We start from the raw sequence: 14,455 nt of genomic DNA, 5'->3' as shown, positions 1-14,455 counted from the left end.
TCCCCGCGAGGGGGCCTCGGGCGCTCGTCCAGAGGATTGCGGCGGCGCCCGCCAAAAGAAAAGGCGCGCGGCTCTCGAGAGCCGCGCGCCCAGAGGCTTCGGAGAAGACGCTTCAGATCAGTATTTGCGGATCAGCGGGCCGGGAGGCGCCATCAGCATCGGCGCCGGCGCCATCAGCGCGTAGCGGAAGCCGAGGCGAATGTCGTGCGAGGCGAGCTGGAAGGTCTGGCGCTCGCCCGCGCAGCCGGCGGCGAGGCAGCCGATCACATTGGTCTGGAACTTGCCCATGTCGAGATAGCGATAGCCGAGCTCGACCTTGAAATTGGGCGTGATGTTGTAGGCGAGGCCCGCCATGACGGCCCAGGCGAAATTGGTCTTGGTGGCGTCCTGGGCGATGCCGAAGCCGCCGGCCGGCTGCGCCGAGAGATCATAGAGATTGTTCAGCCAATTGACCGCGACGCCGACGCCGCCGCCGACGAAGGGCGTGATCCCGTACCAGGTGCCGAGATCGACATAGCCATTGGCCAGGAAGACGGCCGCGCTGTGCTGCGCGCTATAGATGTCGTAGCAGCGCGCGCCGCAGGCGAGGCCGAAGATATTGGCGTAGCTCTGCGTGGCGCGATAATTGGCGGCGGTGCGATATTCGCCGGTCACGTCGACGCGGAACCAATTGTTGATCTGATAGCCGACGCCGCCGCCCGCGAAAGCGCTGTCGCCGATCGAATATTGATCGAACTGCGGCGCCGGCACCAGGACGGTGGGGCTGAAGGTCGAGCGAAGCTCGGAAATCTGATTGACGCCGACGCCGACGTCGCCGCGCAGATACCAGCCGCCGAAATCGGCGGGCGGCGGCTCCATGATCGGCGGAGGCGGCGGCAGCAGCAGGTCGGCGGCGAATGCGCCCGTGCTCATGGGGCCTGCGCTCATGGCGGAAGCGATCGCGGCCGCTATGAGGAGGGCTCTGGTCTTGCCCATAAATATCTTCCCTTCACGATAGAGGACCGCGGCGCGGACCCTTGGCTCGACGCCAATGTGAAAGAAGATTGAGCGAGAACGCTTAAAGTGGAGTTAACCTTACCGACGGAGTACCTAGACCCTCCCGCAGACAATGTCGGTTTCGTTTCCAGCCGAAGTAGACACCGGATCGGCGTTGGAAACGCGTCAAAACAAAAGATTTTAGGGGCCTAGAGTGTTTTCGAGCGAAGTGGGAACCGGTTCGCGTGAAGAAAACACGACCGAACAAGGAGATCTAGAGTCATTCCGGTTCAATCTGAACCGGAATGACTCTAGGCGATATCCAATCCAAGCTCGGCGCGCTTCTTCCGCGAGAGCCCTCGCGAGACGATCGAATGCGATTCGCGGATGTAGTCGCGCAGCGCTCCATCCGAGAGGCCCGGCTCCGCGAAATGCTGGATCCACTTGAGGCCGCGGGAGGCGAGGTAGGGCGCGGGACGCAAGCCGGGCTGTTCCTTCAAAATCTCATAGGCGATATCGTTCACCTTGAAGGTGAAGCGCGGCTCACCCTCGTCCCATCCGCCAATCGCAAACACCTTCCCGCCGACCTTCCAGACGTGCGATCCGCCCCACTGGACGACATGGCTCGTCGCTGGCAGCGCGCTGCACATGGCGTTGTACTCGTCGTACGTCATGAGCCGCCTCGAGCGGTGGCGGACGAGCGTATCAGGCCGCTTCGGCCCGCGTCAGCGCGTCGCAAATATCGTCGACGACGCTGCCGACGATCTCCGGATCGTCGCCTTCGCCCATCACGCGAATGACCGGCTCCGTGCCCGAGGGGCGGATGACGAGGCGTCCCGAGCCCTCGAGGCGCCGTCGTCCCGCCTCGATCGCCGCGACGACGGGCGCCTGCTCCAGCGAGCGCGCGCCACGCGCCCGCACATTCTTCAGCACTTGCGGCAGCGGCTCGAAGCAGCGGCACACTTCGCTCACATTGCGATTCAGCTTCTTCACCGCCGCGAGCGCCTGCATGGCGGTCACGAGGCCATCGCCCGTCGTGCCGTAATCGGAGAGGATCACATGGCCCGATTGCTCGCCGCCGAGATTATAGCCGAGCTCGCGCATGCGCTCGATCACATAGCGGTCGCCGACGGCGGTGCGCTCGAGACTCAATCCGAGCCCCTGCAAATGGCGCTCGAAGCCGAGATTGGACATGATCGTCGCGACGACGCCGGGCTTGGCGAGCAGGCCCTCGTCGCGCCAGCTGCGCGCGACCACCGCCATCAGCTGATCGCCGTCGATCACATGGCCGAGCTCGTCGACCATGATGACACGGTCGGCGTCGCCGTCGAGCGCAATGCCCACATCGGCGCGCATCTCGCGCACTTTGTCGCGTAGCGCTTGCGGGGCGGTCGAGCCGACGTCACGATTGATGTTGAAGCCGTCCGGCTGGTCGCCGATGGTGATGACCTCGGCGCCGAGCTCCCACAATGCTTCCGGCGCGACCTTGTAAGCCGCGCCATTGGCGCAATCGAGCACGACGCGCATCCCCTCGAAGCTCATGTTCCGCGGCAGCGTGCGCTTGGCGTATTCGATATAGCGGGCGCGCACGTCCTCGACGCGCTTGGCGCGGCCGAGCTCGTGCGGCCCGGCGAGCCGGCTGGTCAGATCGCGGTCGAGGAGCTTCTCGATCTCCGCTTCGGTCTCGTCCGAGAGCTTGTAGGCGTCCGGGCCGAACAGTTTGATGCCATTGTCCTCGTAGAGATTGTGCGAGGCCGAGATCATCACGCCGAGATCGGCGCGCATGGAGCGCGTCAGCATGGCGACGGCCGGCGTCGGCATGGGGCCGAGCAGCAGCACCTCCATGCCGACCGAGGTAAAGCCGGCGACGAGCGCATATTCGATCATATAGCCGGAGAGGCGCGTGTCCTTGCCGATGACGACGCGATGGCGGCGCTCGCTGTCGCGATTGAACACGAGGCCGGCCGCCTGGCCGACCTTGAGGGCGAGCTCGGGCGTGATCTTCTGATTGGCGCGTCCACGAATGCCGTCGGTGCCGAAATAGCTGCGCGTCATTGCTTGTCGTTCTCCGGGAAACGGCGGGGGCGGCGGCGCCGGAAGGCGCGAAAGCCGCCGCGCCAAGTCGACCTCGAGATTGTGGGCGTTTTCGGACGGAACGTCGTCCCTGCGTGCATCATCGGAAAAGGATATGAAGAAATATCGTCATCCATACTGGCCGCTTCCATCGCCCTTCGCGCCCTGTGGTTAACGCGTATCTCCCGCGCGCGGCCGAAAATCGCGCGCCGCGCGGCTTCGCCCGACCGACCGACCGGGCTATGCTCGAGGGAGGCTAACATGATCCGGGGGGCTCGATGAAGGTTGTCATCTATCACAATTCCGCCTGCGGGACCTCGCGCAAGGTCCTCGCGCGGCTGAAGGAGGCCGGGCTGGAGCCCGAGGTTGTGCACTATCTGAAGACGCCGCCCGATCGAAAGACGCTGAAAGCGCTGCTGAAGCAGATGGGCAAGGGCGTGCGCGACATTCTCCGCAAGCGCGGCGCGCCTTATGATGAGCTCGGCCTCGGCGACCCCTCCGTGAAGGACGAAACGATTTTCGACGCGATCGAGAAGCATCCGGTGCTGATCGAGCGGCCGATCGTCGTCGTCGGCGACAGGGCGGCGTTGTGCCGTCCGCCGGAGGCCGTCGAGGCGCTGCTTCGGTGAGCCTTTCGGGGACCTACGGCCTCTATTTCAGCGCGGCCTTGGCGGAGATTGGCGGCTGCTACGCCTTCTGGGCCTGGCTGCGGCTGGGGCAGTCGCCGCTCTGGTCGCTGCCCGGCCTGCTGTCGCTCGCCGTCTTCGCCTCTTTGCTCACCCGCGCCGAAGTCGACGCCGCAGGCCGAGCCTATGCCGCTTATGGCGGCGTCTATATAGCGGCGTCGCTCGGCTGGCTGTGGCTGGTCGAGGGACGCGCGCCCGACCGCTGGGACACGGTCGGTGCGGCGATTTGTCTAATCGGCGCGGCGATCGTGCTTCTCGGCCCGCGTGGATGAGGAGGTTTTGACGCTTCATCCTCTGCGATCCGCATAATTGCGATGATGATCTGTCGTTTCGAATCAGTAGACTATCTCGCAAATATCGGGCTGGCGTTCAGTGGCGAGGATTAGAGTCATGGGTGTGCTCGACGCGACGATCTTCATCGTGCTCGGATTTTGTGTCGGCTACGGCGTGAGAGACAATATTTCGAGAGCGCGCAGGATGCGCTGGAAGGCCGAGCGGCGGCCGGGGACGAGGGCCTATCCGACCGCATCCGCCTGATCGGCTCGCGCGCCGAGGAGCCCACGGGCTCGCCATTGGACGCATCCCGAAGCATCACCCACAAACCGGCGGCACATTCGGAGATCGCCGAGGGGTCGGCTTCTGATTTCGTTGCGACAGACGGAAAAAGCCCGGCTTTCGCCGGGCTTTTTTGATTGTCGTTCGGCTCAGACCGGATGCGGCTCGAGCCCGCCGGCGTCCGGCTCGGGCGACGGCCGCGTGCGGCCCGTCGACGGCACCGGCGAGGGACGCGCCGGCGGAGCCGCGGGCGGAACGTCCTCACGCACCGGGCGCTTGCCCTGCAGCAGGCCGATCAGCTCCTCGCCGGTCAGCGTCTCGAACTCCAGCAGGCCATTGGCCAGCAGGTCGAGATCGGCGCGCTTCTCGGTCAGAATGCGCTTGGCGTCGTCATAGCCTTCCTGCACCAGACGCCGCACTTCCGCGTCGATCGTCTGCTGCGTCGCCTCGGAGAGCGTCTGCGTGCGGCCCATAGAATAGCCGAGGAACTGCTCCTGCTGCGGCTCGGCATAGGCCACTGTGCCGAGCTTGTCGGAGAAGCCGAGCTGCGTCACCATCGCCCGCGCGATGCGCGTGCATTGCTGAATGTCGCTCGCCGCGCCGGACGTCACCTTGTCGTGGCCGAACACCAGCTCCTCCGCCACGCGCCCGCCCATCGCCAAGGCCAGCATGGCGATGAGCTGCTCATAGCTCTGCGAGATCTGGTCGCGCTCCGGTAGTCCCTGCACCATGCCCAGCGCGCGGCCGCGCGGGATGATCGTCGCCTTATGGATCGGGATTGCGCCCGGCATGTTGAGCTGCACCAGCGCATGGCCGCCCTCGTGGAAGGCGGTCAGGCGCTTCTCGTCCTCGGTCATGACCAGAGTGCGACGCTCGGCGCCCATCATGATCTTGTCGCGCGAATCCTCGAACTCGGCCCGCGTGACGATGCGCTTGCTGCGTCTTGCCGCCAGCAGCGCCGCCTCATTGACGAGGTTCATCAGATCGGCGCCGGAAAAGCCCGGCGTTCCGCGCGCGACGACCTTGAGATCCACATCCGGCGCCAGCGGCACTTTTCGCGCATGGACCTTGAGGATCTTCTCGCGGCCGATGAAGTCCGGATTCGGCACATTGATCTGCCGATCGAAACGGCCGGGACGCATCAAGGCCGGATCGAGCACGTCGGGGCGGTTGGTCGCGGCGATGAGGATGATGCCCTCATTGGCCTCGAAACCGTCCATCTCGACGAGCAGCTGGTTCAGCGTCTGCTCGCGCTCGTCATTGCCGCCGCCGAGTCCGGCGCCGCGGTGACGACCCACCGCGTCGATCTCGTCGACGAAGATGATGCAGGGCGCGTTCTTCTTGGCCTGCTCGAACATGTCGCGCACGCGGGAGGCGCCGACGCCGACGAACATTTCGACGAAGTCCGAGCCCGAAATGGTGAAGAAGGGGACGTTGGCCTCGCCGGCGATGGCGCGGGCGAGCAGCGTCTTACCCGTGCCGGGCGGTCCGACGAGCAGCACGCCGCGCGGAATGCGTCCGCCGAGGCGCTGGAATTTCTGCGGATCGCGCAGGAATTCGACGATCTCCTGCAAATCCTCTTTCGCCTCGTCGACGCCCGCGACATCCTCGAAGGTGACGCGGCCTTGCGTCTCGGTGAGCAGCTTCGCCTTGGACTTGCCGAAGCCCATGGCCCGGCCGGCTCCGCCCTGCATCTGACGAGACAGGAAGATCCAGACGCCGAGGAAGGCGATGAGCGGCAGGCCGTTGATGAGCAGAGTCATCAGCCAGCTGTTGCCGTCGGCCGGCGGACGCGCGCTGATGGCCACATTCTTGGCGGTCAGGCGCTGCACCAGCGACGGATCATTGGGCGCATAGGTCGAGAACGGCCGATTGTCGGAGAAATGCCCGCTGATCTCATTGCCGGCGATCGTCACGTCGTGGACGCGGCCCTGATCGATCTGTGTGAGCAATTCACTGAAGGTGATGTCGCGGATCGGAGTCCGCTGACCCGGCTGCTGGAACAGCATGACGAGCGCCACGACGAGCAACCCGATGATCGCCCAGAGAGCGATGTTCCTGAAGTTTGCGTTCATGTCGAACCTTGCGAATGACGCTTCCGCCCGGACCATCCCGGGAAAACAGAAGTCGTTTCGTGTAATCTAGGCGCGCCGGAAGCTCTTGCCAAGAGATCGCCTCGCGCCGCGGTCTCGCCGTCTGTCGATGCGCGCGTCGCGTGCGTGTCGCGCGCCGGCCCATATCGCTTCGCGCGCCGGCCCTTGTCGCCTCGCGCGCCGGTCCATGTCGCCGAAAAGTCATACGATCGAAGCGGCGTGGCTTTTTTGCGGCAGTCACGCATTTTCGTCGCGCGCGCGACCTTTGCGTCGAGGCGGCTCGGGCGAAAGGACGACGGCGCCGCGCTCGAAAATCACGGTCGCGCCGCCCAGCGTTGTTTTGAAGCGCGTTTCTGTCGCCAGCGCCTCGGCGAGCCTTTCGCCGGCGCGCTCCAGGCGGTCGAGCCGGGGCTCGCCGCCGCCGATGCGGGCGATCTCCGCCGCGAGCAGGCGCAGCAGCAGCTCGTGCGGCAGGGCATGCAAGGCCGTGGCCACGATGCGGAACCGCTTTTCGCTGCGCTCGGCCGGCAGCTCTTGCGCGACGCGCTCGGCGCTCCAGGCCAGCGCCTCCTCGGCGCGGGCGGCGCGGGCGGAAAGGCGCAGCAGAGCCTCGACATCGAGACCTTCCGCCGCGAGCGTGGCGGCGAGGAGGCGCAGCCGCACGCGCGCATAGGCCGGATTCTCATTGGAGGGATCGCGGAAATAGGGGTGAGCGGCTGCGTCGCAGAGGCGCTCGAGCTCGGCCTTGCGAAAGCCGAGCAGCGGCCGCAGCAGCGCGAGCCCGTCGACGCGCGACTCCACGGCCATGGCCGCGAGGCCGGCGACCCCGCTGCCGCGCGTCAGGCGGAACAGGATCGTCTCCGCCTGATCGTCGGCGTGATGGGCGGTGACGATCGCCGTCGCGCCGATCTCTCTCGCGCGCTCGCAGAGCAGGCGGTAGCGCGCCTCCCGCGCCCGCTCCTGAACGCGGGTCGCGGGCTTCTCGCCCTCCCATCGCAGAATATGGTGAACGAAACCCATGGCGCGCGCCCATTCGCCGACCTGCGCCGCCTCCTGGGCCGCTTCGGCGCGCAGGCCGTGGTCGACGGTGGCGATGTCGATGCGCTTTTGCGCTGCGAGCGGCCAGCGCGACGCGAGCAGAGCGAGAGCGACCGAATCCGGCCCGCCCGAGACGGCCAGCAGCAGCCCGTCATGGGCGGCGAGCGGCGCAAGCGCGCGGTCGGGATCGGGCAGGGGGGGCTCAGCGGGCATGGGCTCCGCGGGCGTGGGCTCAGTGGGCGTGGGCTCAGCAGGCATGAGCGCCCGTCAGCATCGGACCTTCTTGCTCTCTTGCTGGGCGATTTCTTTCACCCGCGCCGGCGCGCCCGGATATTTCACCGCGATCTCGCCGAAGGAGGCGCAGGCCTGCTCATTGGCGCCGATCTCGTGCAGCGACTGGCCGAGCCTCAGCATGGCCTCGGGGCCTTGCGGCGAGCTCGAATGCTTGGCCGTGATCTCGAGATATTTCTCCGCCGCCTCGCGGTAGCGTTTGCGCAGGAAGAAGCTCTCGCCGAGGTTGAAGAGCGCCTGCGGCGCGAGCCGGCTCTTCGGGTTGCGCGTGAGGAAGCCGACGAAACCTGTTTCGGCGGCTTCATATTCGCCTAGACGCAGTTTGGAGACCGCGAGGTCGAATTCGTCCTTCGGCGTCTGCGGCGCGGTGGGGACGGGCGAGAGCGCGGCGGAAGGACCGGGCGTGTGCGCGACCTCGGCCGGCGGCGGCGTTTCGCCGAGGCGGCCATGGGTCAGATCGAGCGGGGCGCCGGGCGAACGCAGCTCGGCGGTCGGCGCGCCTGCGCCCGTTCCGGCGACAGGGAGCGGGGCGCTCGGCGGCGTCGCGCCGATGGGGCGGGGCGCGCCCGGGGCGTTGGGGTTGAGATTGGGGTCGAAGGCGTCGCCGCGGCGTGGCCCGACCGGGGAAATGGCCGCCGGTCCTGGTAGAGGTCCTGGCAGGGGCGCCTCGGTCGTCGTCGCGCGCGGCGGCTGCGGCGAGGCTGCGGCCGTCGGCGGCAGGGCGGCGGCGTTCTCCTGTGTGCGGCGCAGCTGATCCTCGAGGCGCCGCATGCTGTGCTGCAGCTCCTCGACGAGACCGTTGAGCGCGCGGATCTGATTCTCGAGCCGGTCGATGCGCACGCTCGCGGCGCTCGCTTCGCGTCCCGCGGCGTCCTCCTCGGGGTCGCGATGGCCGAAGAGCTGGGTCACATCGAGGCGGCGGCCGATATTCTGGCCGATGTTGCGAATGCCCTGACCCAGCCCGTCGAGGCGCGGGCCATTGTCGGAATCGGCGGCGAAGGCCGCGCCGGCGGCCATGACGGCGCCGAGGACGGCGCCGGCGAAAATGGAGCGTGACGAAAGGATCATGGTGGAATCGTTCGCGAGAGCGGTGCAGGACGAGGCGTAGCATAAGCCCGCTTTCGGCCAAAGTTTGACGAAGCCGCGGCGAGCGCCGCGCGAGATGTGGCGAAGCGACGTTCTCCCGGCTAGTCTCACGTGATTGTTCTCCTCCTTTGTCTCGCGCCATGACCAGGCTCGGTTTCGTTGCTGTCGTTCTCGCTCTGCTCGGCGGCGCCTCTCGCATTGCGGCGGCGCAGGAGGCGTCCGGCGTCTGCGCGCTCGACGCCGCCGCTCCGATCGAGATCGCGGCGGTGGGCGCGGATCTCGATCTCTCGACCATGGACGGCCGCCGTCTCGCGCTCGCGGGAGTCGAGTTCCCCTCCGGCGCGGCGGCGCGCGAGACGTTGCGGCGCTTTCTCGCCGAGCGTCTGGGCGCTGGCCGGCTCGTCTTCCTGGCGGCCGCCGCCGCGGCGCCGGATCGCTGGGGAAGCGTTCCCGCCGGCCTCTTCGTGGAAGGGGAGCGGGCGCCGCTCGTTTCGCTGGCGGAAGAGCTGCTCGAAGCGGGGCTCGCGCGCTTTCGCCCCGATCCGGCCGCATTCGCCTGCCGCAATGGGCTGCTCGCCGCGGAAGCGCAGGCGCGCAGACGAAAGCTTGGACTTTGGGCGTCGGGCGAGTATCACGTCGTCGACGCCGGTCGGCCCGAAGCGCTCTCCGGACAGACGGGAATGGTTCTGGTGGAGGGCGTCGTCGGCGCGATCGGCGAGGCGGGTGGCTCCCTCTATCTGAATTTCGGGCCGCGCCGCGGAGATTTCGCTGTCGTGATCTGGAAACGCAATCTCGAGACATTCGTGCGGGCCGGAACGTCGCCCAGAATGCTCACGGGGCGGCGAGTGCGCGTGCGAGGATTGATTGACACAGCTTTTGGACCGCGCATGGAACTCGTCTCTCCGGCGCAGATCGAGCTCCTGGGCGACGAGCTCCCGGCCCGCCGGCCGTGACACGCGGCGGTGCGGCGCGCGTCTCGCCGCGCTCGTCTTCCTCGTCGTCGGCCTTTCCGGCTGCGCCCAGCTCGAGCGACAGGGCGAGATGCTCAACGGCGGCGCCGCCTCGCATGGGCGGCTGCCGTCCGCCGTGCCGCGAACGCTCGGCGGCGAGCAGCCCTCCACCGCCGAGCACAAGGAACTCGTCGCGCAATTCGGCGGCGAATATCGTTTCCCGTCCGCCGAGCGCTATATCGACGATATTCTGGTCAAGCTCGCGCAGGCGAGCGACACGCCCGGGCAGGCCGCCTATAAGGTGACGATCCTCAACACGCCGGTCGTCAACGCCTTCGCTCTGCCGAGCGGCAATCTCTATGTCACGCGCGGCCTTCTCGCGCTCGCCGGCGACGCTTCGGAGGCGGCCGCGGTGATGGCGCATGAGATCGCCCATGTGAGCGCGCGCCACAGCGCGCTGCGCGCCGAGCGCGAGCGGGAGGCGGAGGTCATCAGCCAGGCCGCCGCCGTCATTCAGAGCAAGCAGAAGGGCGATGACGTGCGCGCCTCGCAGCGCCTCTCCTTCGCCGGCTTCTCGCGCCTGCAGGAGCTGGAGGCGGACGCCATCGGCGTGCGCGTGGTGGCGCGCGCGGGATATGATCCGTACGGCGCCTCGCGCTTTCTCACGGCGCTCGGCAAGTCGGCCGAGCTGCGCGCCGTTCTCTACGGCAAGAAGAAAGCGCCCGACCTCGACATATTGGCGACGCATCCTTCGACTCCCGATCGCATCGCCAAGGCCGTGGCGGCGGCGCGGCAGATCAGCGCGCCCGGCGCCGGCGCGCGCGATCGCGAGGGTTATCTCGCCGCCATCAACGGCCTCGCTTATGGCGACGATCCCAATGACGGCTTCGTGCGTGGCCGCAAATTCACCCATCCGCGGCTGCGTTTCGCTTTCGTCGCGCCGGAGGGCTTCCTGCTCGAGAATTCGAGCGAGGCGGTCTTCGGCGTGAAGGAGGGCGACGACGAGGCGCTGCGGCTCGATCGCGTGCGCGCGCCGGTCGGCAAGACGCTGGAGGCCTATGTCGAATCGGGCTGGGTCGACGGGCTGTTGCGCTCGTCGATGAAGCGCATCGACGTCAATGGATTGCCGGCGGTGGTCGCCAGCGCGCGCGCCGGCGAATGGAATTTCAAGCTCGCCGTCATACAGATCGACGACGAGCTCTATCGTCTCATTTTCGCCGTTCGCGCGCTCGGCGACGAGGCGGAGCGACGTTTTTCCGCCTCTGTCGCGACATTCCGGCGCTTGAGCTGGGAAGAAGCGCTCGACGTGCGTCCGCTGCGCCTCTTCATCGTGAGCGCGGGCGCGGAGGATACGGCGGAATCGATGGCGCAACGCATGATCGTTCCCAATCGTCCGCTCGACTATTTCCAATTGCTGAACGGCCTCGAGCACGGAGGCCGTCTCACATCCGGCGAGAGATACAAGCTCGTCGTCGAGTGAGAAACGCTCGCCGCGATGGAACCGTCGCGCTCCGAAAGTGTTGTAAGCCTTAGAATTCCCGGGGGGGCGGACGGGCAGGCGCCAGTCGCGCGACAGCCTGGGGATTCTCGTCAATCGAGGCATCGTCGTAGCGCCATTCGTCGATCGATCCGTGTCGGTCGAAGGCCTTTCGCGCGCGCGACAGCCACCCCGGAGAGCGAGAATGGCTTATTTGCCCGGAGTCGGACGCGAACTCGTGAAAGCGGCGATGGATGCGCCCTTTCTCGAACGCGAAGAAGAAAAACGTCTGGCGATCGCGTGGAAGGACAATAAGGATACGGATGCTCTGGATAAGCTCGCCTCCGCTCATATGCGGCTGGTGATCGCGCTCGCTGTGCGCTTTCGCCATTACGGCCTCCCGGTGGCCGATCTCGTGCAAGAGGGGCATGTCGGTCTGCTCGAGGCGGCCGCGCGTTTCGCGCCGGAGCGCGACGTGCGCTTCTCGACTTACGCGACCTGGTGGATCCGCGCCTCTATCCAAGACTATGTGCTGCGCAATTGGTCGATCGTGCGCGGCGGCACCAGCTCCTCGCAGAAGGCGCTGTTCTTCAATCTTCGCCGGCTTCGCGCCAAGCTCGCGCATGCGCCGCAGTCGGAGTCCGCGGGCGACGCCTTCCAGGCGATCGCCGGCGCCATAGGCGTCTCGCGCGCCGATGTGGAGCTGATGAATTCGCGTCTCGCCGGTTCCGACGTCTCGCTCAACAGTCAATTGGTCGAGGACGATTCCTCGACCTCGGCGGAGCGCATGGACTTCCTCGTCGACGATCGGCCATTGCCCGACGAGATCGTCGAGGACCGTGTCGATTCCGGTCGTCGCACGCGCTGGCTCGCCGACGCGTTGACGCTTCTCTCCGAGCGCGAGCTGCGCATCGTGCAGGAGCGGCGCCTCAGCGAAACTCTCGTCACGTTGGAATCACTCGGCGATCGCCTCGGCATTTCGAAGGAGCGCGTGCGCCAGATCGAAAATCGCGCATTGTGCAAGCTGCGCAAGGCGCTGACCAAGGCGCAGGAGACGCCGACTCTCGCCGAGTGAGCGCGCGCGCGAGCCTCGCGCTCGCAGCGGAAACCGAAAAAAACGCGGCCTCGTCGGGGCCGCGTTTTTTCTTTGATAACCATAGGAACAGATCGATCAGGCGGCGCGCTCTTCGACGTCGTCCTCTTCGCCTTCCTCGCTCGCATCCTCGCTGGCGTCCGCCTCGGCGTCGCCCTTGGGGCCGCCGCGGCGCGGGCCCTTCTGCAGGAAGGACTCGATCAGCTTGAGCGATTCCGAATCGAGCAGCTTGCGCACGGCCGCGACCTCGCGCGCCATTCGATCGAGCGCCGCCTCATAGAGCTGGCGCTCCGAATAGGACTGCTCCGGCTGCGTGTCGGATCGATAGAGATCGCGCACCACCTCGGCGATGGTGACGAGATCGCCCGAATTGATCTTCGCCTCATATTCCTGCGCGCGCCGCGACCACATGGTGCGCTTCACGCGCGCGCGGCCGGTCAGCGTGGAGAGCGCCTTGTCGACGACCTCGGTCTCGGCGAGCTTGCGCATGCCCACGGTGGCGACCTTGCTGGTCGGCACCTTCAGCGTCATCTTGTCCTTGATGAAGCTGACGACGAACAGCTCGAGGCTGAAGCCGGCCACTTCCTGCGTCTCGATCGCGATGATCTGTCCGACGCCATGCGCCGGATAAACGATGAATTCGTTCGTCTTGAACCCGAGCTTCTGCGCCGATGTCTTCGCCTTTACGGCGGGGAGCGTCGGCTGCTTGATGGGGGCCGCGGCCGCTGTGCGCGCGGCGACGATGGCCTTGGGCGAAAGGGCCGAGCTCGCCGCAGCGCTCACGGGAGCAGCGGGGGCGGGGGCTCTGGGCGCCGGCGAAGATTTGGCGTTGATCGCCTTTCCTTGTGTCTGTTTTGGCACTGGAATGGTTTCGCTCGAAGCTGGAGGTGAAACGGACGCCGTCGCATTCGCCTCGCTCGCGCCCGCAGTCGGGGCGACGCTCGGGGAGGAGGCGACGTCGGAGTGCTCGATATCGATATGGGGCGCGCTCTCGCGCAAGGGCGTTGTAATTCTCGTCTCCCCGGTTACGCCGGCCGCAACGGCGGTTGAAGTCTCATGCGAAGTCTGATGTGACGTCTCTCGGCGGGCGGCCTCGACCCGCTTTTCGACGGCGCCCGTCGGCGCGAAGATTTTTTTGGCGCCGGGCTGCGACGCGGGCGCCTCGGCTACGACCCGCTCCTCGATCGCGGCGCTCTCGACATGGCGCTCCGTCGCGCTGCGCTTGGCGTCGCTGCTGCGCGCGGCGCTGGCGCGGGCTCTGGCCGGCGTCACGCCTTCGGTGGTCTTGGCGACGGCAGCCTTTGCTATGGCGGCCTTGGCGACAGCAGTCTTCGCGATGGCAACCTTGGCGACAGCGGTCTCGACAATCGCCGTCTTCGCTTGGCTCGTCTTGGCCAAGCTCGTCTTGGCGACAGCGGCTTTGGCGGCAGTCTCGCTTCGCGCTGCAGCCGATTTCGACGCGCCCGACCGGGCCGCGCTGGCTTTGGCCACCGTCTTGGCGGCGGCGCGCGTCTTGGTGGCGGCGCGCGTCCTGGCTCCGGCGGCTGCGGTCTCGGCTCCCGCCTTGCTCGCGGTCTTGGCGACGCTCGTCCGGGCGGCGGCCGATTTGGCGCTCGCCTTCCCGGCGGCTATGGTCCGCGCGCTGCTGGATTTCGGGCTGCTGGATTTTGCGCTCTTGGCCGCGGCGGCCTTCGTCGTCTTGGCTGTCGCGCTCGCGCTGGCGGCCTTTTTGGTCCGCGTCTCGGCGGAAGCGGCGGCGGTCCGCGCCGTCTTGTCCCTCGCGCCGCGTCGCGCTCCGGCGACGGACGCCTTGCGGTTCTTTGCGGTCTTCTTGCTGGACGAGGGCATACGCGGATACTCCTTCTATTGTCCCGCTGTGGAGACGGGACGGGAAGCCTCGTGACCGAAGGGGCTGTCGCGCCCCGGCCAGGATAGCGCCAATGACCGCGCATACTGTGGCTGGCGAAAGTCCGACGCTTCACAATATAGAGCCGACGCTGGCGGAGGAGCCGCCATCTTCGCCCGTTCTCGACGTCGGCGGCTGGCCGCTATCTCCGCTGTGGAGATCGCCACGCTTGCGCCCCTAGCGCCCGAAAGCTAATTCTTAATGTTCCGTATATCATGTGGTACGGGAAAAA

13 protein-coding genes are annotated in these 14,455 nt (G+C 66.9%); 6 read left to right on the top strand and 7 right to left on the bottom strand.

Features of this window, described 5'->3' with window-relative positions; all coding sequences use genetic code 11:
* Positions 1 to 117: 117 nt before the first annotated feature.
* The 3 genes from AC6IY7_RS00765 to glmM form a co-directional block, all read right to left on the bottom strand.
* Positions 118 to 975 (bottom strand): outer membrane protein, encoded by an 858-nt coding sequence (locus AC6IY7_RS00765; RefSeq protein ID WP_497781068.1) that lies wholly within the window; start codon positions 973 to 975, stop codon positions 118 to 120.
* A 311-nt stretch (positions 976 to 1,286) separates the two neighbouring features.
* Positions 1,287 to 1,649 carry an MmcQ/YjbR family DNA-binding protein gene (locus AC6IY7_RS00760; RefSeq protein WP_497781067.1) on the bottom strand — a complete coding sequence of 121 codons (363 nt, stop codon included), beginning with the start codon at positions 1,647 to 1,649 and terminating at the stop codon, positions 1,287 to 1,289.
* 31 nt (positions 1,650 to 1,680) lie between these two features.
* A complete protein-coding gene (gene glmM, locus AC6IY7_RS00755; protein ID WP_497781066.1) occupies positions 1,681 to 3,030 on the bottom strand; it encodes a phosphoglucosamine mutase in 1,350 nt (449 codons plus the stop codon).
* Between the two features lie 296 nt (positions 3,031 to 3,326).
* Here glmM and arsC point away from each other — a divergent pair, with 296 nt between their 5' ends.
* The 3 genes from arsC (at position 3,327) to AC6IY7_RS00740 (ending at position 4,271) form a co-directional block, all read left to right on the top strand.
* Positions 3,327 to 3,677 (top strand): arsenate reductase (glutaredoxin), encoded by a 351-nt coding sequence (gene arsC / locus AC6IY7_RS00750; RefSeq protein WP_497781065.1) that lies wholly within the window; start codon positions 3,327 to 3,329, stop codon positions 3,675 to 3,677.
* Positions 3,674 to 4,006, top strand: coding sequence for a YnfA family protein (locus AC6IY7_RS00745; RefSeq protein ID WP_497781064.1), 333 nt, complete (start codon positions 3,674 to 3,676; stop codon positions 4,004 to 4,006). Before arsC ends, AC6IY7_RS00745 begins: the two co-directional genes overlap by 4 nt.
* A gap of 118 nt (positions 4,007 to 4,124) precedes the next feature.
* Positions 4,125 to 4,271: a hypothetical protein gene (locus AC6IY7_RS00740; RefSeq protein WP_497781063.1), complete on the top strand. Its 147-nt coding sequence runs from the start codon at positions 4,125 to 4,127 to the stop codon at positions 4,269 to 4,271.
* 167 nt (positions 4,272 to 4,438) lie between these two features.
* Here AC6IY7_RS00740 and ftsH read toward each other — a convergent pair whose 3' ends face one another.
* The 3 genes from ftsH to ybgF all read right to left on the bottom strand — a co-directional run bounded on the left by ftsH (position 4,439) and on the right by ybgF (position 8,779).
* Positions 4,439 to 6,364, bottom strand: coding sequence for an ATP-dependent zinc metalloprotease FtsH (gene ftsH / locus AC6IY7_RS00735; RefSeq protein ID WP_497781062.1), 1,926 nt, complete (start codon positions 6,362 to 6,364; stop codon positions 4,439 to 4,441).
* A gap of 255 nt (positions 6,365 to 6,619) precedes the next feature.
* Entirely contained in the window at positions 6,620 to 7,633 is a 1,014-nt protein-coding gene (gene tilS / locus AC6IY7_RS00730; RefSeq protein WP_497781061.1) for a tRNA lysidine(34) synthetase TilS, read from the bottom strand.
* A 54-nt stretch (positions 7,634 to 7,687) separates the two neighbouring features.
* Positions 7,688 to 8,779 (bottom strand): tol-pal system protein YbgF, encoded by a 1,092-nt coding sequence (ybgF, locus tag AC6IY7_RS00725; RefSeq protein WP_497781060.1) that lies wholly within the window; start codon positions 8,777 to 8,779, stop codon positions 7,688 to 7,690.
* A gap of 158 nt (positions 8,780 to 8,937) precedes the next feature.
* Between ybgF and AC6IY7_RS00720 the strand changes: the two genes are divergently transcribed.
* The 3 genes from AC6IY7_RS00720 (at position 8,938) to AC6IY7_RS00710 (ending at position 12,299) form a co-directional block, all read left to right on the top strand.
* On the top strand, positions 8,938 to 9,750 hold the full coding sequence (locus AC6IY7_RS00720) for a thermonuclease family protein (RefSeq protein ID WP_497781059.1): 813 nt from the start codon (positions 8,938 to 8,940) through the stop codon (positions 9,748 to 9,750).
* Positions 9,662 to 11,227 (top strand): M48 family metalloprotease, encoded by a 1,566-nt coding sequence (locus tag AC6IY7_RS00715; protein WP_497781058.1) that lies wholly within the window; start codon positions 9,662 to 9,664, stop codon positions 11,225 to 11,227. The genes AC6IY7_RS00720 and AC6IY7_RS00715 overlap by 89 nt, the downstream gene beginning before the upstream one ends.
* A 202-nt stretch (positions 11,228 to 11,429) precedes the next feature.
* The gene (locus AC6IY7_RS00710) at positions 11,430 to 12,299 is read left to right on the top strand and encodes an RNA polymerase factor sigma-32 (protein WP_497781057.1); all 870 of its coding nucleotides are present in this window, start codon (positions 11,430 to 11,432) and stop codon (positions 12,297 to 12,299) included.
* 96 nt (positions 12,300 to 12,395) lie between these two features.
* Here AC6IY7_RS00710 and AC6IY7_RS00705 read toward each other — a convergent pair whose 3' ends face one another.
* Positions 12,396 to 14,165: a CarD family transcriptional regulator gene (locus tag AC6IY7_RS00705; protein ID WP_497781056.1), complete on the bottom strand. Its 1,770-nt coding sequence runs from the start codon at positions 14,163 to 14,165 to the stop codon at positions 12,396 to 12,398.
* Between the last annotated feature and the right edge of the window lie 290 nt (positions 14,166 to 14,455).

The sequence above is a fragment of the Methylosinus sp. is20ea genome, from assembly GCF_059718135.1.
This window is presented reverse-complemented; position numbering and strand designations above follow the sequence as displayed.

Bases quoted from the DNA above. Each gene is read 5' to 3' on its own strand.
- AC6IY7_RS00765 (WP_497781068.1), bottom strand. From the start codon at position 975: ATGGGCAAGACCAGAGCCCTCCTCATAGCGGCCGCGATCGCTTCCGCC.
- AC6IY7_RS00760 (WP_497781067.1), bottom strand. From the start codon at position 1,649: ATGACGTACGACGAGTACAACGCCATGTGCAGCGCGCTGCCAGCGACG.
- glmM (WP_497781066.1), bottom strand. From the start codon at position 3,030: ATGACGCGCAGCTATTTCGGCACCGACGGCATTCGTGGACGCGCCAAT.
- arsC (WP_497781065.1), top strand. From the start codon at position 3,327: ATGAAGGTTGTCATCTATCACAATTCCGCCTGCGGGACCTCGCGCAAG.
- AC6IY7_RS00740 (WP_497781063.1), top strand. From the start codon at position 4,125: ATGGGTGTGCTCGACGCGACGATCTTCATCGTGCTCGGATTTTGTGTC.
- ftsH (WP_497781062.1), bottom strand. From the start codon at position 6,364: ATGAACGCAAACTTCAGGAACATCGCTCTCTGGGCGATCATCGGGTTG.
- tilS (WP_497781061.1), bottom strand. From the start codon at position 7,633: ATGCCCGCTGAGCCCCCCCTGCCCGATCCCGACCGCGCGCTTGCGCCG.
- ybgF (WP_497781060.1), bottom strand. From the start codon at position 8,779: ATGATCCTTTCGTCACGCTCCATTTTCGCCGGCGCCGTCCTCGGCGCC.
- AC6IY7_RS00720 (WP_497781059.1), top strand. From the start codon at position 8,938: ATGACCAGGCTCGGTTTCGTTGCTGTCGTTCTCGCTCTGCTCGGCGGC.
- AC6IY7_RS00710 (WP_497781057.1), top strand. From the start codon at position 11,430: ATGGCTTATTTGCCCGGAGTCGGACGCGAACTCGTGAAAGCGGCGATG.
- AC6IY7_RS00705 (WP_497781056.1), bottom strand. From the start codon at position 14,165: ATGCCCTCGTCCAGCAAGAAGACCGCAAAGAACCGCAAGGCGTCCGTC.